The sequence below is a fragment of the Cysteiniphilum sp. QT6929 genome (assembly GCF_030035755.1).
Lineage (GTDB): Bacteria > Pseudomonadota > Gammaproteobacteria > Francisellales > Francisellaceae > Caedibacter > Caedibacter litoralis.
On record NZ_CP103983.1, the window covers coordinates 1,132,687 to 1,152,637 of the forward strand.

The following is a 19,951-nucleotide window of genomic DNA, read 5'->3' on the forward strand; positions in this document are numbered from 1 at the left end:
ACTAGTCTTTAGTTTCAGTCTTTTCAGAGAGAATATTGTTGATAAAGTCAAACGTATAACGCTGAGATAAAATCATATGACCTTCTTGATCACGAGGGCATAGCTCTCCTTTGCAAGTGTATGCCTGCAGGTTATTACTTAGATCATAGATATACTGCTCGCTTGCGAAGCCTTCTTTTTGTTGGCGGGTTTTCAACGCCAAATTGCCATCATCGTAGTAGGTATAAGTTAATTTTAATAACTGATTACCATTTAGTAGATAGTCCATGCCATTAAGCGCACCATTTCTTTGTGAGAGTGTTGCATCCGCTGCTTGATCGTTATAATGCATTACTTTAATCAAGCCATCATGCGAGTCTTTTGTAATGATTCGACCTTGAGCATCATAATTAACCGTGATTGATTTTAGTAATATTCCTGCATTATTTTTCATGTCAATCTTATTAACTCGACCTAATGTGTCATAGCTATATTCTGTTTTACTGCCTTGAATATCTGTCACACTTGAGACTTGTCCATATTGATCATAGCTATAGCTAATGCTTTTGTTATCATCAAAATACTTCGCCTTTAGTTGACCGCTATTATAGTACTCAAATAGCAAGTCATCTTTATAATAATCTTCTTTGCCAGCAGATACAAAATTTTCATGATTCACTGCGATTAAATCATTTGTTTTTTCATCAAAAGCCCAACTGGTTTGACTTTCGACCGTACCATCCTTAAGCACTACTTTACTATGAATTAAATTAGCTTTAGCATCATACTCATTAAAAATTACCGTGCCATTTTGCAGATGTTTTTCAACAACATTTCCGGCTTTATCATACTGTCTAATAACGGTTACACCATTTGAACTTTCTGATGTTAGATTACCGTTTCTATCATAAACTCGATTGCCTAACACTACTGTACGACCATCAGCAGTAATGCTCACTTCTGTTAGATGATCCATTTCATCATAGGTATATTCCATCGTTTTGCTTCGATCTGAATTTGTAAGCTCGACATCATCAGCATATTGTGTAATTGTCTTTATCAAGCGCCCCCAGTGTTCATTGCCATCACTATCCTTCGTTCTGACATTGTCATAAAAATACAATGTCTCAACACCTTTATTATCTACCGCTTTGATCACATTTCCCCAACTATCATACTCTGCATATGAGCTTGAGAGGTAAGCATTCTTTTTGATTGCATTATCGACAAAACCAATTGCTGCCTTTTGCGCATCTTGCAATTGGTAACCTGCTGTCGATTTCTCAAGCGGCTTGTTCCAAGTCTTGATTAACTGGCTAAGCTCTGCTTGCAAAGCTTCATCATAAACTGCTTTATAAGTAAGACTACCATCGCCACCCAAACTAACATGTTGAGCATCCGCATCTGCTGCCAAAGAATAGCTATAACCTTTGCTTCCTTTATCATCATTCATACTCACGCTAATACTTTGCAGTTTACTGCCAGCGGGTACATCAGCTCCTGCAATATGCGTTAAAGATGAATATGTTTTAGTGACTCCATCTGAAACAAAATGCATACTTACTTTACGATTGTTTGCCAAATCAATAATACCAATATCAGCACTACCGTCTGGGTTTGATTGCCCAATTTTTTGACCAAATTCATCATAAATTGGATAGACTTTTAGACCTCTTTCATCCTGTGAATAAATAAGCCTACCCATATCATCGTAATAATTTCTTTGAGTAATCTGTGTCATATGATCAAGATATGTGTCATTAAGATAATCATAATTATTACCTGTTGCAATATTGCGTTCAAATTCATCACTGTATTGATAGATAATCATTCCAGAGGTCTCATCTTTAACGATAACAACATTTGCTGGTATTTGCGCATTTGCCTGTGGATCTACAAAAACACCTCCCTCAGAGATCATTTGATATTCATATGTTTTCACATATGGTTGCACAGCAGTTAATACTGGCTTTTTCGTATTTAACGAAGGATTAACAGATAAACGTTCTTCTATCTTTCTACCTAAGGCATCATAAATTACCTCAGATTTATTCTCAACTATATCTGTTTGCTGATCCACAACACCCATAACTTGATCAGAAATACTTGCTCCTATAGCGTGATTATTTCTAAACGTAATAGTTTGTATTTTACCACCACCCAACGACTCATAAGTTGATGCTAATTCATAGCTACCATTTGCATCAAGTGGCTGATACAGTGCACTAATCACACGACCATAATTGTCATATTTGTAGTTAACCTCTCGATTATTATCAATACTTGATTCAATAGATTTATGATCTCCAGTTAACTTGTTGGCTGTTGCGAAGCCTTGTGATGATTGAAGCAAGTTCCTAGCTTGATCTTTATCACTTATAACACTAGAAAGAACTAACCCATACGCATTTTGCTGATCTCCAAGCTCATTGGGGTTATCATAGCTCACCTGCTCTGTTGTCAATAAATGATAATCCTCACTCGCAGTATCATAATAATAGCTATCTGATTGAATTTTCTGACCATAATCATTGTATTTAAATTCTGCTTTGTTATGCTTTTGATATTGACCACTGCACTTGCCCATAATCACATCGCAAGTTATTGACTCATTTGAGTTTGGAAGTTGATAATTCTTTGGAAAATCTTTTGGTTCCAAACTTCCTGCCACATACGGATAATGTGCAGATGACTTATCCAGCAAAATCTTGTCTTTGTTGTTCTTATATACATATAAAGCCTCATCAACCTGTCGATGCATGCTATCGTATCGCATAACTGTACGAGATATAAGTTCACCTCCAACAACACTCTCAATAGCAACTTCATAATAATAATTCATTGCTTTAGCGTGATTTTCAAGCAACGGGTCACCGTTACTGCTCTTAAAATCCGGGTACCCACTGTAATTATGCGACTGATCTGAGCTAATAATATCAGCTACACCATACTTATAGTTCAATTGAGAAACCAATTTTCCTTGGTAATTCTTTGTTTTTTCTGAGGTAATAACAGAACGATACTGTGAAACACCAGGCATCACGGTCGCATCCCCCTCTCTTGAATAGACAAACTCCTTGATAATTCCATTAGGATACTTAACAGATGTTAGATGATTATACGCATCGTACTCAAGCTTAGTTTGAATACTCTTAGCATCATTCACTCTATAGCTTACCGCTTGCAAATTTCCATATTCAAAGCTCAAGGTCGTTTTTTTATCTTTAGCACTAACAATAACAGCATCAGGCTGATAAATAATATCATATTGACTCCCCCAGCTATCGATAACTTTTATCAACTTAGAATGAGTAAAATCCCCATCTGTGTAGATATAAGCATTAGTGTTTCCAAATCTATCCACTGTCGCTACTAATGCACCATTTTCATTAAAATACGATTTATACCCTGACAGGCTATAAACAGTCCACTTATAATCAATCGTTTGGTTATGCGCCTTTAAAGTTCCAAATTTCTTGAGCAGTTTGCTGACTTTCATTTGTTGATAACGCAACCCTGATTCATAAGCTGCGTCATATAAGCTAGAACCACCTGATGTTGTTGTTAATGCTGAATTGCCATAACTATCTGTTTGTATATAATCCATTGCCCATTGCCACCCAGCAGGCAAACCATAGCTCTTAACACTCCCACCAACGTATGACAGCCCAAGCTGCAAAGCGATGTCACTACTAATGCCTTGTGTACCGATTAAAGATAACATCATACTTAATCCACCCGTTCTTGGATTAACATTAATCGCAAGAGGGTCTGTATAATTACGAGCATTCGAGTTGTTTTGTCCACCTTCTGCTGAAAGTTTTTTTTTCACCACTGCATTCTCATCAGCAGCTTTCATATCTACAGACTCTACTTGAATTTTCTGCTCAGGAACCTCACTACGTTTTACTTCATCTGCAGTTTTCGTATTGCCAGCAATTGTAAACAATGCACCAAATAAAATAACAGGCAATCTTTTTTTATTTAATCTCATATCACTATCGTCCTCTTTTGTCGATTCCCCAATGATATTATCAAGTCGTTTTTCACACAGGAAGAGACATTTTTTCACTCCACAACAAAGAAAGTTATCAATCAAATAATGATGCAAATTGGATATTCTATGCAATCTGCTATGATTACCACTAAGAGTTTAGAAATAATGGATGATATACATTTGCAATATTCACTTTACAAGGCTATTCCTTTGGTGATTCATCTTGTTGAGTCTGGAAGTTTAGCGCAGACATCTAAAAAAACAGGTATAGCACCAAGTACCATTTCAAAATCGATTAAGATGGTAGAGCAACATTTAAATTGCACCTTGTTTCATTTCACTGCAAGCGGTGCTACCACAACGGAAACATGTAACTATCTCTACTCAATTCTTAAGCCTACATCTATGCAGATCAGCCAATCATTTGAGTTCATCCGAAATAGAGAACTTGATAGGCTCCATAATAAACAGACCATTAAAATTTATCTCCCAATTGGCATGTCAATCCAAGCTATGCCACAAATATATCAGACATTAAATGAAAATGGCTATGAACACCTAAAAATAGACATGCAAACATATAGCCCTTATAGCTTTATGCAAAACCTACCATTGCTAAAAAGCAGATTAGCTGAATTTGATATTCTTATTCTCCATGAACGATATGACTTAACGGTTAATCAGGATATTTGGATATCAAGCTATACACAGCAAAGTAATCTGCATCTTTATGCCAGTGAACGTTACTTAAAAGGCAATACGATCCTAACTCCTTATGATCTAACTCGTCATAGTTGTATCAGCACCATTTATGCACTTGACCTTGATACATGGAGCTTTGTACATATAAAAACGTCTAAAATTATTAACATTTCTGTTGACTGCAAGTATAAAGCTGATTTTTTAATGGCGCAGCGTATGCTTGTTAGCCAAGGATTAGGTGTTGGGATATTTCCTGATAGCGCATGGCATGGAGGCAAGCCAGATCATATTCAAAAACTGTTACCAGAGTATGTGTGTGGCAGCTCTAAATTCAGCATTCTATATAATTCTCAAACAGAAGATATTCCAAACGTCAAAGTCATAATTGATGCTATTAAAAAGCTATACTCTGAATAGGCATGTACTTGATACCTACAATTGAAAACATTATTCACTCAGCTTGTTTCTGCAACCCCCACAACCTGCTTAGCTCATCAGCATCTGTTTCAAGCATACTACGATCTTGCGATTTTAATGCGGCTTCCACACCGCGAAAACGTCGGGCAAATTTCTGATTTGCTTGACGCATTAAAGCTTCTGGATCTGCTTTTAAATGTCTTGCAAGATTGACACAGCTAAAGAGTAGATCACCCAACTCCTCTTGTGCTTTCTCTTGATCATGCAATAGCACCTCTTTAAGCTCACTCACTTCACTTTCAAGCTTGGTAAAAACGTCTTCTATGTTCTGCCAATCAAAACCAACACCTGAGGCTCTTGTTTGCATTTTTTTGGCAATGGTTAATGCTGGAAGATTCAAGGCAATACCATCAAGCTCACTGTTTAATTTTCCGCGCTCACGCCTTTTTATATCTAGCCATTGTCGCTCTAAGGCTTCAACATCTTTAATATTACCTTTAGCAAAAACATCTGGGTGACGCACAATTAACTTTTGTGTCAAGGCATCAACTATATCTTTAAAATCAAATAATGCTTGCTCTTTAGCAATTTGCGCATAAAAAACCACTTGGTTTAACAGATCTGCTAGCTCATATTTCACTGCATCTACTGCATCTGTTGCGTGATTTTCTATTGCATCCACTAACTCATAGGCTTCTTCAATCGTATGCTCTGTTAAGCTTTGCCAGGTTTGCTCTATACTCCATGCGCACCCCTTATCTTTATCACGCAGTGCTGACATGACACCCAAGAGATCAGACAGTTGATATTTCTCCAAGGTTTTAGAAGACATCTTTACGCGCTCTTAATTCACAAAATGCTGTTTGCGCATCGATGATATTGGCATTAGCTTGGCGCAATATTGCTTGGAGTTCACTTTCATTCGCTCTAAAGAAAATATTCATTTGATTCTCATCAGCAAGCGTTGTAATCGGTTTATCCTCAGGTGCTATGTCTGTCACTTTGTCAAACCATTGACGATAATAATCATCTTGCGGTTGAATGGATTGCGCAAAAGACAAATTATTTTCAAAATAATCATGCGCGGGATATAGCTTTGTTGTTTCAGGCAGTGATCGCAATTTCTCAATGCTGTGATATAAACGCACCACATCTGCCGTACTATCTTTGACATTGCCAACACCTGCTGTAAATATCGTATCACCGCAAAAAAGAAGCTCTTGTTGTGGAAAATAAAAACTAACATGCGAGGCGATATGTCCAGGACATGTAATCACCTGACAACTTGCTGTGCTGAAACTCAATTGCTCACCATCTTTGACATAATGATCAACTTGATGTCCACGATAATGCTCAAAATGCGCATACACTGGGATATTGTACTTTGCTTTTAGTGCAGCCACTGCTGCAATATGATCACCATGATCATGCGTAAGCAAAATCGCTTCTGCCTCGATATTTTGTTCATTTAAAAACTGTTCATAATGCTCCGCCATCGTCGGATCAACAATCAAAGCCTTATGATTAGTGTCATTAACAACAAGATAATTATAATTTCTAAGTGGATTGTTCAAATACCAACGTTTAACATATATCATAAATGCTCCAGTAATAGTTGCTCGCGCAGCGCACGGTACTTTTGCGCCTGATTTGGCATCGATTGCTTATAGGCTAATCGCTCTTTTGCTAATAGATATTTCAACTGTTCAGGTGCCGTTAAAGCACTTTCATGCACCTTGGACAAGTTTGCAGCGACAAACTCATCATCTTGATAAATCAAAGCAAAACTGATGATCAAGATATTCAAGCTTTGATCATCTTGCTTTATCTGTTTAAGCCAGCATGATCGTACAAATTCATAGGCAGCATTATCCTTTGCCAACTCTAAATATAAGCTAATCAATGGTTTATCAAATGACACAAGTAAGCGCTTTTGCATACGCTCTTTAAATTCAGTCTGCGGCACCAAGCTATATAAACGATTAAAATACGCATATTCTGCATCAAGTGTCAGATTATGCGTCCGTGGCACGCTCTGCCAGATTTCATTTAAATCACGTAAGGAAATAGCATGACTAAATAACTGCTGAAATGCATTATCAATCGTTGATGACGATAAAACGCGCTGATGCTTTAATAGTGTGTTTTTCGCGTCAATAATTCTTTTTTCAGCCAACTGGCTATTGATTAACGCCTCAATAATTTCACTGCTATTTGGTGAGTCTTTGATTAATGTCAATAGCAAAGGCATCGCTTCATCAAATGCCTCGACTTTATAAAAAACCATCGCCTGATAATAGCGCCAAACAAATGCCTTTTTGTTGGCTTTACTTGAGGTTTGCAAAATACTTTGCAGCTCCTGATATTTACCTTGCGCTAACAAACCTTGCCAATACAACATCACTAAGCCATCGCCAACTATAGGCATATTAAGCTTCGCTAAGGTGTATTTTTTTTCCAATAGATGATGGTCTCTCAATAAATATGCCCTTTGCATTTCAACCAACTTATACGTCAATCTATCACGCCTACGCACACGCAGACCTTGCCACCACTGTTTGGGACTCAACAATACAAGCCTTAATAGGTGATATAACAGTCCAAGCACACAAAAGAGTGCGACGATCAATACCACAAAAAGCCATAATGGTAATTTGATTAAGGTATCTTTGACAAAAAATGCAACAACACCAGGGTTATCAATTACCCATAAGCTAATTAATACGGCTAGCGCACAAATCAATACCAACCAGATGATTTTTTTCATGGCTGATTACCTTTGGTTTGAGTTGCAAGAATATCTTTGTTTGAAAGGTCATCCTCTTTTAATATTGCATTAGTTAATGCATCAATATCGCTATTAATCGCATCGATATTAACCGCATTGATTGCTGCTAAAGCAGTCATCATTTTCTTGCTTGAATCATCCGCTTTAAAATACTGCTCAAGTGTTTGCTTAAACTGTGCTTTCACTTCAGCAAGCATCTGCGAGTTGTTATTAATCACCGCAAGTTTTAACTGCCAAATCAACTGATAAAGTCCAGCTAAAACTTTCATTTGCGCATGTTGGCTTAATAATAATTGGTCTTGCGGCTTGATTTTCTCAACTTGGATAAGTGACTTCATTTGTTGCCATGAGTGCGATAATGCATCCTGCCAATTATTTTTTTGATTCTGTTGATTCATTTCATTCAAATCATTATTGCCTGAGTAATTATTTTTAGCCAAAGTCAATGGTGATTGAATGTGCAAGCTTGATAGTAATTGTTGTAGATTGTTAATTTTAATCAAGCTTTCATCAATACTTGGTTCATTATTAATTTGCGTCATCAATGCATCTAAAGCCGGCATCCATTTCGCTGCACCATCAACATTCATCAATAGTGTTTTTGCTTGATTTAAGAAAAATAGACTTTGCGCTTTACTGCCTAAAACCTGCCATGCCTGTTTGGCAAATTGCAGATTAATAACAACGGCTTGCTTATGCATTTGCTGAATTTGTTGACTTAATTCTGAACTAGGAAGCAAATAGCTTTGTTTTAGTTGCGCGACATTTTGTGATAGCTGCACTTGATTAAGCTGATTGGCTTTTAGTGCTTCAGACACCACATTTTGCTGACTTGTTTGCTTTGCCTTAAGATCATCAATCATCTTGGCTTGATTATCAAGCTTTACCGTCTGAGCATCTAACTTACTTTGTAGAAGCTTCGCTGCTGTGTCATCGGTCTTAACAGGTGTTATCACCACTGATTCAAGTTTTTGTAAAGTCTGGTTGTAATTTTGCTGCTTATACAGTGCGAACATGCTTGCTGCCAAACCTAAAACCGCAAAAACAAATACCACAACAACAATAGCAATATAGCCTCGCCAGCAACTTATTTTATTTTCCTTGCTGCCTTTTTTTGCAGTTTTGAGCTCTTCTTTAGGATTATTGACGATCACATTCTCATCGTTCTTTTTTGCCGCAACTGTCGTTTTGGCTATATCAGCGTCGTTATCCTCTTGGCTTCTTTTTTCTGACATACTGTCACATCCTCTTATCGTAGCTTAATGATCTGTGCTACAAGCTGATCATGGGTTAAATTCTCTAACAGATATAATTTAACAAAACCTTGGCGTTTAGCCCAGTCCAACATTCGCCTATTTGTCACGGTAACCGTACATTTTTGCTGCCAATCACTAAAAATATCAAAAATAGGCATTGACGCTTTGAGTGCATCAAAGCTTGTATAAAGTAAAACTCTAGGATGTCTATTATACCAATCAATCTGCTGCAGCTTCCTTAGCAAATCCCTTTTATCACAAGGTTTGCGCTCATAGCAATTGATCAGCGACAAACTTGCCGCTTGCTGTTGCAGGACATTAGCTAATAACTCACGACCATCAGCACCTTTAATCAATAGAAAATGGCGATCACTTATCGACTGATCAGTATCTGATAAGATTACTAATAAATGTTCTGAATCGGCTTTATCAGGATAATGCGCTTTAACACCATGCTTATGTAAGGCTAAAGCTGTGGCGCTACCAACTGCCCAGATAGTCGCATGAGCCATTACTGCATGATCAGGATCAGCACTGAAAAATGATTCTACTGCATAGGTGCTGGTAAAAATAATATCCGTATATGTAGCAGTTGGTACTTCAAAAGGAATATATTCAATTGTAAATGGCTCAACTGCCAACGCGTAAATTTCGTGAAAACAAAGTGTATCAACCAGCAAAGAAGCTTTAGGTTCAGGTCTAAAAACAATAATCTCAGGCGCTAACATCGACATATTTCTGTGCCGTACCGTAGATATAATTAATCATTGCGTGCAGTCCATTGTTGCGCGTTGGACTTAGATGTTTTGCTAAGCCAATTTCACTCATAAAATCAGTATCTGAAGATACAATTTCTTTTGGCGTTGATCCACTATAGACTTTAAGCAACAATCCAATTAAGCCTGAAACGATTGCCGCGTCACTAACCGCATAGAACTTGAGTTTGCCATCATCCAATATGGCATCAAACCATACTTGTGATTGACAGCCTTTAACCATATGCGCTTCATCTTTTTTGTCCTCCGGAAATGGCTCAAGACTTTTGCCTAGACCAATGAGATAGGCGTATTTATCACTCCAGTCATCAAAGAAGTCAAAATCATCAACGATTGCCTGTTGGCGTTTTTTAATTGTCATCATCTATCCAGTAATTTTTTAGTGACAAGCCTTGCAATCAAGCGCTTCATCACATATGCCTATTCTTTAATTTTTTTCTCTAGCAAGCCAACAAATACCAAAATAAGTGCCGAAACTAAAAACGTCAAATGCAGTACAACATACCACAGTAACTCACGATTTGATAATTGCGGGATATCTAGGAATTGTTTTAACAATGAAATCGATGAAATTGCTACAATCGAGCCTGCAATTTTAAGTTTCACACCCGTATGGGATAAACGCTTAATCCAAATAGGCTCACCAGATTTATGCTCAACATCAATTTTTGAGACAAAATTCTCATAACCACTGATAATGACAATAACAATCAGGTTTGCAACCAAAACAGTATCACAAAGGGTTAACCCTAGTACGATGAGCTCATGCGGCTTAAGTACATTGATACTGGTAAAAAGATGCAACACCTCATTCGCCATTTGATAAACAAATGCTAAAAGCACCAATATCAAAATAAGATAAATCGGTGCTTGAATCCAACGACTAGCAAAAACAATACGCTCCAGAAAGACTTCTAAGTAACTTAATCTGCCATCTTTTTTGTTATTTGACATTTAGAGTCTGCCTTCTGTTAACACTAAATTTTACTGCTGCTTTTAGTCGAAACTTTATCAGCAGTGAGCCATTTATTAATCGCATCAATATCTTTATAGCCAATTACACCCGCTGTATTCTTAAGCGTTAATAGATCGTTGATATAATCATACTTAGCTTGCGCGTACTGTTGCTGCGCTTGGAAAAGCTGTTGCTGTTGTTGCAATAAATCAACAATCGTATGTGTTCCCACTTCATAGCCAGCTTTCATTGCTTTCACAGAGGCTTCCGCAGCAATGACTGCCTGTTTATAAGCTTCCACCTGCGCAATATCAGATAACACCGTCAAATAAGCTGTCTTTAACTGACTTTCAGTCGCACGCTCAGCTTCTAATAAAGTGTATTTTGACGCTTCTTTAGTATATTGCTGCTGTTTTAATAACGCGTAATCACTACCACCGTTTAATACATTCCAAGACACACCTACACCAACGGATGCGCTGTTACTCCCTGATGTGTAATTAGTGTTTTGATAATTTAATCCTCTTGATGCTTTGGCTGTTAGTGTCGCCGCTGGCAAGAAATTACCCCATAAGCCACTAACACCTGCTTTAGCTGCTTCTAAAAGAAACTGATTTTGGACGATGTTATAGTTTTGCTTCAAGGCAATATCCATCCATTTATCCATGTTGTCTGGATCTGGCTTATCAAATGGAAACTTATCACTTAAATTCTCAACGGCAGTCACTGGTTGACCAATAATTTGACTTAATGCAGCATAAGATGTTGCCAGTGCATTTTTTGACTGAATCGTTGAGGCCACAGCTTGTTCATATTGCGCTTTAATTGCCTGAACATCGGTAATGGCTGATAATCCAACCTTATATTTCTCTTGTGTTTGACTTAAAAGCTCTTTGTTCCATGATTGGTTCGCTTCTGCATACGCTAGATTATCTTGTGCTTGCAATACCGAAAAATAAGCGCTAGCAACATTGGTAATTAAACTTGCTTGCGCCATGACAAAGGTAATTGCATCAGCTTTTGCTTGATAGCTTGCGTAATTATAACCACCCCAAGCACCCCAGTTAAATAGTGCTTGCGTTGCCGTTAAGCTTGGTGATTGTGTAAAGTATTTTGATTTCTGCCCTTCTGATGCGTTCGCAGTCGAGCTGTAATTGCCTTGTGCATTATAGCCTAGTGTGATGTTTGGCAAGAGCTTACCTAATGCGGCAGGCACTGCCTCTTGAGTAGAGTTAAATGTTGCCTCAGCTGCAAGATACTGCGCATTTTGCTTTTGCGCTAACTGATAAATGCCTGACAGGTTTTGTGCTTGTGCTTGCGGAGCATCCGCTGCACTTGATTTTGCTGTAGTTGCTACTTGTGCTGGTACCGCTGCAGTTGAAGGCTCTGCTGATGCATATCCCAAGACAAGCAGTCCACTCATTATTAAGGTGATTTTTTTCATCTATTTACCTAACCTTTTACCATTATTACCTAAAATTGAAATGTCTTATCTTGTAACCTTTGCCCTACTGGCTTATAAACATCAAAAGTTGACATTTGCTGGTAAGATCCATCTGTATTCTTTTGTACCAAAACAGCCTTAGCATAGCTATCTTTTTCTAGAAAGTACAACATTCTACCATTGGCAGCGAGATATTTTAGATAATCGGTAGGCTCTGATTTTTGCATCTCTTTAACAATCACTAAATCAAACACATTATGTTGTTGGAGTAATTGATTTAAAGCATCAATTTTATTTTCTTTATTCACATGATATTTAGCATTGTAAACACCAATCGTTTTTAATGCATTTTTGACGTGATTTAACATATCTTCATGCTGATCGACGACATCAACGAGCTTAGTAAGCTTTGCTAAAAGTGCAGTTAAGTAACCACTGCCACAGCCAATCTCAAGTACTCTTTCATGCTTTTTAGGTTGCAGCAATTGCAGCATTTTAGTCACTGTTTGTGGTGTCAACTCATATTGATGATGATTAAGAGGAATCTCAACCTCTGAATATGCCACCTCTTTGTAATTGCTAGGGACAAAAACCTCACGTGGGGTGTCAATAATCACACTAAGCAAATCACCATAGGGCACACCTAATGTGCGTATCTGCTGTTTGATCATATTCTCTTTTGCAAGCTCTATATTCATGCACAAAACCTTTTTTCTTTTTTGCTTTCTTTATATTTATAAGTCTAAACCAATTTGGTCAGTGGCAACTTAGTCACTTCCACTTTTAAGTGAAGCGCACTATATCATAATTTAGTGCTGGTTATTCTAAATGCATTAGTTAAGATATTCAAATACTGTTAGCGCTTATTATATAACCCTATCAGATATAGACCAAAGAGCCTCCATTTCCATTACTCCAAACAATATTATGTTATCCATTCATAGTTTGGTCTTGATTAAGGACTTTCCTAACTATTATATTGCAGGAATGGGCATTATAATTTTATATTTCTTGCTCCTCAAACAGCGGAATATTTAGTCCATCTCATCTGGATCCACATAGTTTCTAGGGGGGGCATAATTTTTTGGCTTAGCCAGTCGGTAGCAATTACCAAACCCAGCAAGATTAATTAATTTCAGCTTTGACTGCTCAAGCATTTTATTTATACCATCACTAATAGCCATTTCAAAGGAGAAGTCACTATAATCCTTACCAGTTTTTTCCTTTATAAGCGCTATTACCGTCGCCATAGTACTTTGAAGCATTGCCGCTGTCCGCGCAAACTTAATAATAGGCTCAGGAATATTAACATCCAAGGAAATTCCTGTATTGATAATGCTCATGATGGCATCTACTTGGGTAATATGTCCTTTCTTACTTGCATCACAGGCTTTGTAAGCCCTGTTCAAAAGGGGTTGCGGCCAACTCATGCTTTGCACGCCATCCCCCAAAAGTGTTTTTAGGTTCCTCAAAAACTCTTGCCAATCACCCGTTACTGTTGAAACCATCATCCTGAGAATCCCATGCTTTTGTGGCTTATTAAAATGAGTAAAATTGCCAAAATCTATTACCGTTAATGCTTTAGCATTCCCATCATATAGCATGTTCCCTGCATGCAGATCGCAATGACAAGCTCCATCACCAGGAATAGCCTCCCAAAACCAAGCAAAAGCCAAATCATATAACCTCGCCAACAAATGAGATTCTACACTCTTTTTCTCGATACAAGCACTAACTGGTTCCCCTGGCGCCACACTTTGAATTAAATAAGGCGCAGCTTGCTCTGCTGTTTCAACCACATTACATATTTGAATACTTAGACCATTTGTTCTTGAAGCATATTTCCTATACACCGCACCCATTTTCATGTTTTGGACTTCAGCCTCAAACGATAGCTCATCATCAATAGAATCCATAATTGGTGTAAAAGATGGTAACACATTACACTTTGATGCAATTTCTGTAAAAATCGTCCTATCTCTAATACACCTTCCGAGCAAATCAGGACGTATGATTTTAATGACTAGATTCTGATGATTAAATTTTGCCAAAAAAGCAACACCAACCGATGCCTTACCTAATGTCCTAATAAACTTAATACCTTTCAGCCTTGGATTATAGCGCTCAATCCTGTCTTTTACTTCTTTAAGGTATCTATCTGAAAGTGGATTCAAACCATTCAAGGCAGACTCAAATGCTTTAAGACCTTCATTATTTGGCAGACTTTTCCCTGAAAAAGCAATTAGCTGACATATTTTATGGTAATACGGTCCCGCCGTGCGAATAAGGCATATGGGAAAAATACTTTTAAAATCTGCATTTTCTCGATATAAATCAGGTTCTCTAAGAATATTTGAAACAATCCATAATTTTTCATGCTCTTTGAGTTTTAAAAAATATTCAGATATCACTTTATAAAAGAAAAAACCTAGTTTACCTAAACTTCCCGATAATAATGGCTTCAAGGGATTTAACGATTGTTTTAGTCCTTGTAGGTGTTCATTAAGAGCTAATAGTGAGTCGGAATCTCTCCGAGTTATAAATTCACGTATATGTTCATCTGATAACTGGAGCCTATCTCTATAGTGTAATAGTAAGTTAATTCCCTCTACCACTCTTACAGGAACGCCCACGCTTTCCAGCCATTGCCTTTTATTACGATAAATAGTTTCATAAGTTTCACTTTCTATCATTTTTCTAACACGAATTGTCTCTGCTGCTAAGTATTGCTGCTGATTTATATCTCCATAAGGATATGCCGTTTTATACAGCAATTTTCCGATTTTTTTTGCTTCATACTGCTCAATCCTTTCTTTTGTCGTATACTCTCCTTCTTGACTCCAGACCTCACGTGCCCTGCTTTTTATTTCTTGAATCTCAGGATATGCCTCTGTTCCAATACTTAGCCTAAAAGAACTTTCTCTCACTGAAAACTGCCTTCCAACAAACCCATCTTGACTTTGCATCTTTTCAACAGTCATAAACGTTAAGCCTTCCTCTATTTGAGCTTGGCTCACATCTACCTCCTGGCTTATCATATGTTTAAGCTCATTTATAAGCTGAAAGTACCTTCCTCTACCATGAGAATCTATATTTTTTATGCTTTTTGCATAAGGCGATTGCCAATAAGCATGGCTCGATAGTTGGTTTACACATCCTTTTCCTTCAAGCAACCTCTTTTCATTTGACACTATCATTGCAATTTCATTTAAACTCATAGACTCTTGAATCCCTCTCTCCAAGTTCAAAGCTCTTTCTTTATGTTTTAAGAACCATTTTGAACAATACCCACGAATCACTGCTTGCATACTTCCTTTTAAAGTTTCCAATGACATCTTATACCACCTTGTTACTAACCAACCTTCTATTGCACGAAAAATATAAAGATCACATATCAATCAAGTTAATATTGTTCAGATTCAAGGAATAAATCTTACAAAGGTTTAACTTAATTAATAATCTATTATTGATTGTATAATATAGTCATAAATACATTTAATCTATAACCAAGTGGCAAAATTGTTAGTTATTCATAAATATTAGCTAGACAGTAGCAAATTGGAGGTGTATCGTTAGACTAATACAAAAATTTGGTCGCATGATCATGGAATCTAACTGGAAAAGCTTAGTTAAACTGTTACAACAGACAAATGATGAAACTGAAATGACAAAATTATTGGATTTTTTGTTCACACTTGAGGAAAAACATCAGATATCTAATCGCTATGCTTTAGCGGAGCTTATGATATTAGGTGAAAAGCCGCAACGTGAAATTGCTAAGAATCTCGGGGTCAGCATTAGCACTGTAACGCGTTGTTCTAACGCATTGAAAGTGTTACCTGACGAAATAAAACAAAAGTTCATACAACCACAAAGCTAAAAAGCTAACACTTAAGGAGCGCTTTATGACAATTCAAGCACTAACAAAAGCACATCTATCACAAGTTCAACAACTTTTTGCTGATGTAAACTTTTTTAATGCTGAATGGTTTTTTAGCCCAAGACAGCTCTTTTTTGGCTTTTTTACCAAGAGCAACGAACTGACCGGCGTTGCTCACATTGAAATCTACCACAATGCCATGATTGTTAAAGCATTAACAACACACAAAGCACACCGCAATCAAAAAATTGCAGCGAAATTACTAGCCCACATTGAACAGCTTGCTGATAGGCTTAATTGTGATATGTTATATGCATTTACACAATTTGGTGCAAATTATCTTGAGTGCAGTGGTTTTGAGCAAACAATCAAGACCAAACTGTCACTACAAATGCGTGATTATATGTTTAATCACAACTTAAGTGACACAATCATTATGAAAAAGGTTTTATCCAACGCAAAAAAGCATCTAATGCGGCAAGAATCGCTAACAACTCAAGTTCAATTGAGTCATCTTGTCGCATAAATTAATTTCTTGATTTAAATACGTCTATTTAACTACCTATGCAAATATTATCAGGTATTTTTTGAGATCCTCGTATCAAGTCCGAGAATTGTCATATTCGGGCTTGACCCGAATATCCAACATTACCAAGAAACCATTGTTTAGACACTCACTTTCATTCAACCAGCAAGATATTTTTTAATCTCTGCTACAACTTCTTCAACAGCATCTAACTTTGCAACACCCTTTGCATGATTTGACATTTTCTCAAGCTCGGCACGGTTCATATCCATCGCACGCACAAAAGCCATTAACTTTTGCGCATTAAAATTCTGCTCACGAATACAAATCGCCGCCTCTGCCTGAACTAGAAATTGCGCATTGTGATATTGATGATCATCTACCGCTTGCGCAAAAGGTACAAAAAAAGCAGGCACACCGGCGCAAGCAACCTCCGAGACGGTTAGAGCGCCCGCTCGGCAAACAACGATATCCGCCCATTGATAAGCTGCTGCCATATCACTAATAAAAGGTTCAATTGTAAGCTCACATTTATAATCAGGAGATAACGAATTATAGGCTTCTTTGGTCTCTTCATAAGTCTTCTCACCTGTTTGGTGCCATAGATTAACGCAAGCATCCTTTGGCAAGTCGCGCACAAATTCTGGCATCGCGTCATTTAATATCTTAGCCCCTTGACTACCCCCTAACACCAAAACATTTAACACATGCTTATAAAAATCATGCTTTTGCTCATGCAACACCTTGATCTCATCACGAATCGGATTACCAATCACCTCAATACTTGACTTTGTTTTAAAGGCACTTGTTGGAAAAGCGCACAACACTTTACGCGCAAATTTAGCCAATGTTTTATTAGTCATCCCTGGACGCGCGTTTTGCTCATGAATGATTAAAGGCACACGCATAAGGCGCGCTGCTAGACCACCAGGTCCTGCCGCATAACCACCAAAACCAACAACAACTTTGACTTTTTGCTTACGAATAACGCGCATCGCTTGTAAGACTGCATAACTTAAGCTAAAGGGTAAATTCAGTTTTTTGAGCATGCCTTTTTTACGCACGCCACGAACAGATAGATAAAACAGCGGATAACGCTCACCAACTAGTTTAGTCTCGAGACCATACTCAGTACCAAGCCAAGATACCTCGAAATTCTGACGTTTAAGCTCATCTGCTACCGCTAACGCTGGGAATATATGCCCACCAGTTCCTCCTGCCATGATAAGCACGCTATGTTTTGAATTATGATTATGCTTCACGCCATCCCTTATCTATGTCATCTCACAAATTTTGCTAAATTGTACCGCACATCTTACCTGCAGCAAACGATTATGCGCTATTTTACAATCAAAAGGTAAGACAAGAATCATTGTAATATGGTTTATGGCAGGTATACTAACAAGCACTTAAAGTCTGTAAGTGAAATGCCGAAGGAATCCTGCATGAAAATATTAGTTATTGGTAATGGTGGTCGTGAACACGCACTGGCGTGGAAACTTGCTCAATCTGAGCATGCTACACATATCTATGTCGCGCCTGGCAATGCCGGCACTGAGCGCGAGGATAAAGTGAGCAATATTGACATTGCGGTGACTGATATTCCGCACTTAATAAACTTTGCCAAAGATAACGAAATTGAGTTAACTATCGTGGGACCCGAATTACCTCTTAGTCTTGGGGTTGTCGATGAATTTGAAGCGCACGGTTTAAACTGCTTGGGACCGAAAAAGCAATGCGCTCAACTGGAATCCTCTAAAGCCTTTAGCAAGGACTTTATGACTAGGTACAATATTCCAACAGCGCGCTATCAAAACTTCACCGAAGTTGACAAAGCCAAAACATATCTCAAAGAAATGAGCTTACCCGTTGTTATCAAAGCCAGTGGCTTAGCTGCAGGCAAGGGCGTTGTGATCGCCCAAACCATGGATGAAGCACAAAGCACGATCGAAGACATGCTTGAAGGAAATCGCTTTGGTGATGCCGGTTGCGAGATTGTTATCGAAGAGTTCCTTAATGGCGAGGAAGCAAGCTTTATTGTGCTGTGTGATGGTACACATGCGCTAGCAATGGCAAGCTCCCAAGATCACAAAGCACGTGATAATGGTGATAAAGGTCCAAATACTGGTGGCATGGGCGCTTACTCGCCAGCGCCAATTGTTACCAATGAAGTTCATCAACAAGTTATGCAACAGATTATTCAACCTGTTCTTGATGGCATGAAAAATGAAGGGGAAGCTTATAAGGGCTTCTTGTATGCTGGACTTATGATTATGCCAAATGGCGAGATTAAAACATTAGAGTTTAATTGCCGCTTTGGTGACCCTGAAACACAACCTATTATGATGCGCTTAGAGTCTGATTTAGTTGAACTTGCATTTGCCGCATTAAATGAAGAACTTGATGAATATGAAGCTCACTGGAACCCAGGCACAGCCCTAGGCGTGGTCATGGCAGCCGGTGGTTATCCTGATCACTATAATACTGGGGATATTATTATTGGACTTGATCAAACTCATAACACCAATAGCAAAATCTTTCACGCTGGCACCAAGCGCGATGGGGTAAGTATTGTCACCAATGGCGGGCGTGTACTTTGCGCTACTGCTTTAGGCAATGATATTGAAGAAGCCTATGCTAATGCCTATAAATTAGTAAACAGCATTACTTGGCAGAATGAATATCACCGCACAGACATTGGTAAAAAGGCATTTTCCAAAACCTCAACACATTAACAATAAGACTCACCGACTTTGGCAAGCTCCTGCCATCGCATAAAATCAACCACTTCTTTGTCGCCCTCTTTGGGCGCCCACTTGGCAAAATCATCTTCGGCAGTTGGCGTAAAAGGTCCTGGCTTTACTTCAAAAAATAAAGCATCTTCAGTGATCGCATACAATGCATGCCATGTATTGGGTTTCATCTCAAACCCCAAAGTATCCCCATCGGCACCAAGCACAAACTTGTCAACAATAACACCCATATCATCATAAATAAGTACGCCCATTTGACCTTTAAGCGCTATAATCAACTCCCATTTATGCGACTCTGAATGCTTATGTGGGCGAATATAAGTGCCCTTTTTAAGGTGAATTGCTAATCGATTGACTGAATCTGATAACTCAGCGTGGAAATTGTGGTGTGCACGTAAACGTGGTGACTCCTTGGCATTTTGTGCCATATCAGTCATTAATGCATGATCGATTTTTTTCATACTAAATACAAATCCTA

17 protein-coding genes are annotated in these 19,951 nt (G+C 38.0%); 4 read left to right on the forward strand and 13 right to left on the reverse strand.

Annotated features, from left to right (window positions below):
* Nucleotide 1: 1 nt before the first annotated feature.
* Complete coding sequence (locus NYP54_RS04745; RefSeq protein WP_283157384.1) at nt 2-3,973, reverse strand: RHS repeat domain-containing protein; 3,972 nt, start codon at nt 3,971-3,973, stop codon at nt 2-4.
* Between the two features lie 141 nt (nt 3,974-4,114).
* Between NYP54_RS04745 and NYP54_RS04750 the strand changes: the two genes are divergently transcribed.
* Nucleotides 4,115-5,095, forward strand: coding sequence for a LysR family transcriptional regulator (locus NYP54_RS04750; protein ID WP_283157385.1), 981 nt, complete (start codon nt 4,115-4,117; stop codon nt 5,093-5,095).
* 34 nt (nt 5,096-5,129) lie between these two features.
* Here NYP54_RS04750 and mazG read toward each other — a convergent pair whose 3' ends face one another.
* The 10 genes from mazG to NYP54_RS04800 all read right to left on the reverse strand — a co-directional run bounded on the left by mazG (nt 5,130) and on the right by NYP54_RS04800 (nt 15,649).
* Nucleotides 5,130-5,927 carry a nucleoside triphosphate pyrophosphohydrolase gene (gene mazG, locus NYP54_RS04755; protein ID WP_283157386.1) on the reverse strand — a complete coding sequence of 266 codons (798 nt, stop codon included), beginning with the start codon at nt 5,925-5,927 and terminating at the stop codon, nt 5,130-5,132.
* Nucleotides 5,917-6,693 carry a hydroxyacylglutathione hydrolase gene (gene gloB / locus NYP54_RS04760; RefSeq protein WP_283157387.1) on the reverse strand — a complete coding sequence of 259 codons (777 nt, stop codon included), beginning with the start codon at nt 6,691-6,693 and terminating at the stop codon, nt 5,917-5,919. The genes mazG and gloB overlap by 11 nt, the downstream gene beginning before the upstream one ends.
* Entirely contained in the window at nt 6,690-7,862 is a 1,173-nt protein-coding gene (locus NYP54_RS04765) for a hypothetical protein (protein WP_283157388.1), read from the reverse strand. The genes gloB and NYP54_RS04765 overlap by 4 nt, the downstream gene beginning before the upstream one ends.
* A complete protein-coding gene (locus NYP54_RS04770) occupies nt 7,859-9,118 on the reverse strand; it encodes a hypothetical protein (protein ID WP_283157389.1) in 1,260 nt (419 codons plus the stop codon). The genes NYP54_RS04765 and NYP54_RS04770 overlap by 4 nt, the downstream gene beginning before the upstream one ends.
* 14 nt (nt 9,119-9,132) lie before the next feature.
* Entirely contained in the window at nt 9,133-9,873 is a 741-nt protein-coding gene (locus tag NYP54_RS04775; RefSeq protein WP_283157390.1) for a uroporphyrinogen-III synthase, read from the reverse strand.
* Nucleotides 9,854-10,279: a SufE family protein gene (locus NYP54_RS04780; protein ID WP_283157391.1), complete on the reverse strand. Its 426-nt coding sequence runs from the start codon at nt 10,277-10,279 to the stop codon at nt 9,854-9,856. Before NYP54_RS04780 ends, NYP54_RS04775 begins: the two co-directional genes overlap by 20 nt.
* Before the next feature lie 56 nt (nt 10,280-10,335).
* Nucleotides 10,336-10,869, reverse strand: a complete 534-nt coding sequence (locus NYP54_RS04785; RefSeq protein WP_117002203.1) for a TIGR00645 family protein — start codon at nt 10,867-10,869, stop codon at nt 10,336-10,338.
* Between the two features lie 23 nt (nt 10,870-10,892).
* Nucleotides 10,893-12,314, reverse strand: a complete 1,422-nt coding sequence (locus NYP54_RS04790; RefSeq protein ID WP_283157392.1) for a TolC family outer membrane protein — start codon at nt 12,312-12,314, stop codon at nt 10,893-10,895.
* Between the two features lie 29 nt (nt 12,315-12,343).
* The gene (locus NYP54_RS04795) at nt 12,344-13,012 is read right to left on the reverse strand and encodes a methyltransferase domain-containing protein (protein WP_151193088.1); all 669 of its coding nucleotides are present in this window, start codon (nt 13,010-13,012) and stop codon (nt 12,344-12,346) included.
* A 336-nt stretch (nt 13,013-13,348) separates the two neighbouring features.
* Entirely contained in the window at nt 13,349-15,649 is a 2,301-nt protein-coding gene (locus tag NYP54_RS04800) for an AarF/UbiB family protein (protein ID WP_283157393.1), read from the reverse strand.
* Between the two features lie 269 nt (nt 15,650-15,918).
* On the opposite strand from NYP54_RS04800, the gene trpR reads away from it, so the two are divergent.
* On the forward strand, nt 15,919-16,194 hold the full coding sequence (gene trpR, locus NYP54_RS04805) for a trp operon repressor (RefSeq protein WP_151193089.1): 276 nt from the start codon (nt 15,919-15,921) through the stop codon (nt 16,192-16,194).
* 25 nt (nt 16,195-16,219) lie between these two features.
* Nucleotides 16,220-16,720, forward strand: coding sequence for a GNAT family N-acetyltransferase (locus tag NYP54_RS04810; protein WP_283157394.1), 501 nt, complete (start codon nt 16,220-16,222; stop codon nt 16,718-16,720).
* A gap of 158 nt (nt 16,721-16,878) precedes the next feature.
* On the opposite strand, the gene murG is transcribed toward NYP54_RS04810, so the two are convergent.
* Nucleotides 16,879-17,982: an undecaprenyldiphospho-muramoylpentapeptide beta-N-acetylglucosaminyltransferase gene (gene murG / locus NYP54_RS04815; protein WP_283157395.1), complete on the reverse strand. Its 1,104-nt coding sequence runs from the start codon at nt 17,980-17,982 to the stop codon at nt 16,879-16,881.
* A gap of 183 nt (nt 17,983-18,165) precedes the next feature.
* Between murG and purD the strand changes: the two genes are divergently transcribed.
* Complete coding sequence (purD, locus tag NYP54_RS04820) at nt 18,166-19,455, forward strand: phosphoribosylamine--glycine ligase (RefSeq protein WP_283157396.1); 1,290 nt, start codon at nt 18,166-18,168, stop codon at nt 19,453-19,455.
* Here purD and NYP54_RS04825 read toward each other — a convergent pair.
* Complete coding sequence (locus NYP54_RS04825; RefSeq protein WP_283157397.1) at nt 19,452-19,934, reverse strand: WbuC family cupin fold metalloprotein; 483 nt, start codon at nt 19,932-19,934, stop codon at nt 19,452-19,454. The genes purD and NYP54_RS04825 overlap by 4 nt on opposite strands.
* Nucleotides 19,935-19,951: the final 17 nt, after the last annotated feature.

Coding starts and splice junctions, on each gene's coding strand:
- NYP54_RS04745 (WP_283157384.1), bottom strand. CDS start 3,973: ATGAGATTAAATAAAAAAAGATTGCCTGTTATTTTATTTGGTGCATTG.
- NYP54_RS04750 (WP_283157385.1), top strand. CDS start 4,115: ATGATTACCACTAAGAGTTTAGAAATAATGGATGATATACATTTGCAA.
- mazG (WP_283157386.1), bottom strand. CDS start 5,927: ATGTCTTCTAAAACCTTGGAGAAATATCAACTGTCTGATCTCTTGGGT.
- gloB (WP_283157387.1), bottom strand. CDS start 6,693: ATGATATATGTTAAACGTTGGTATTTGAACAATCCACTTAGAAATTAT.
- NYP54_RS04765 (WP_283157388.1), bottom strand. CDS start 7,862: ATGAAAAAAATCATCTGGTTGGTATTGATTTGTGCGCTAGCCGTATTA.
- NYP54_RS04770 (WP_283157389.1), bottom strand. CDS start 9,118: ATGTCAGAAAAAAGAAGCCAAGAGGATAACGACGCTGATATAGCCAAA.
- NYP54_RS04775 (WP_283157390.1), bottom strand. CDS start 9,873: ATGTCGATGTTAGCGCCTGAGATTATTGTTTTTAGACCTGAACCTAAA.
- NYP54_RS04780 (WP_283157391.1), bottom strand. CDS start 10,279: ATGATGACAATTAAAAAACGCCAACAGGCAATCGTTGATGATTTTGAC.
- NYP54_RS04785 (WP_117002203.1), bottom strand. CDS start 10,869: ATGTCAAATAACAAAAAAGATGGCAGATTAAGTTACTTAGAAGTCTTT.
- NYP54_RS04790 (WP_283157392.1), bottom strand. CDS start 12,314: ATGAAAAAAATCACCTTAATAATGAGTGGACTGCTTGTCTTGGGATAT.
- NYP54_RS04795 (WP_151193088.1), bottom strand. CDS start 13,012: ATGAATATAGAGCTTGCAAAAGAGAATATGATCAAACAGCAGATACGC.
- NYP54_RS04800 (WP_283157393.1), bottom strand. CDS start 15,649: ATGTCATTGGAAACTTTAAAAGGAAGTATGCAAGCAGTGATTCGTGGG.
- trpR (WP_151193089.1), top strand. CDS start 15,919: ATGGAATCTAACTGGAAAAGCTTAGTTAAACTGTTACAACAGACAAAT.
- NYP54_RS04810 (WP_283157394.1), top strand. CDS start 16,220: ATGACAATTCAAGCACTAACAAAAGCACATCTATCACAAGTTCAACAA.
- purD (WP_283157396.1), top strand. CDS start 18,166: ATGAAAATATTAGTTATTGGTAATGGTGGTCGTGAACACGCACTGGCG.
- NYP54_RS04825 (WP_283157397.1), bottom strand. CDS start 19,934: ATGAAAAAAATCGATCATGCATTAATGACTGATATGGCACAAAATGCC.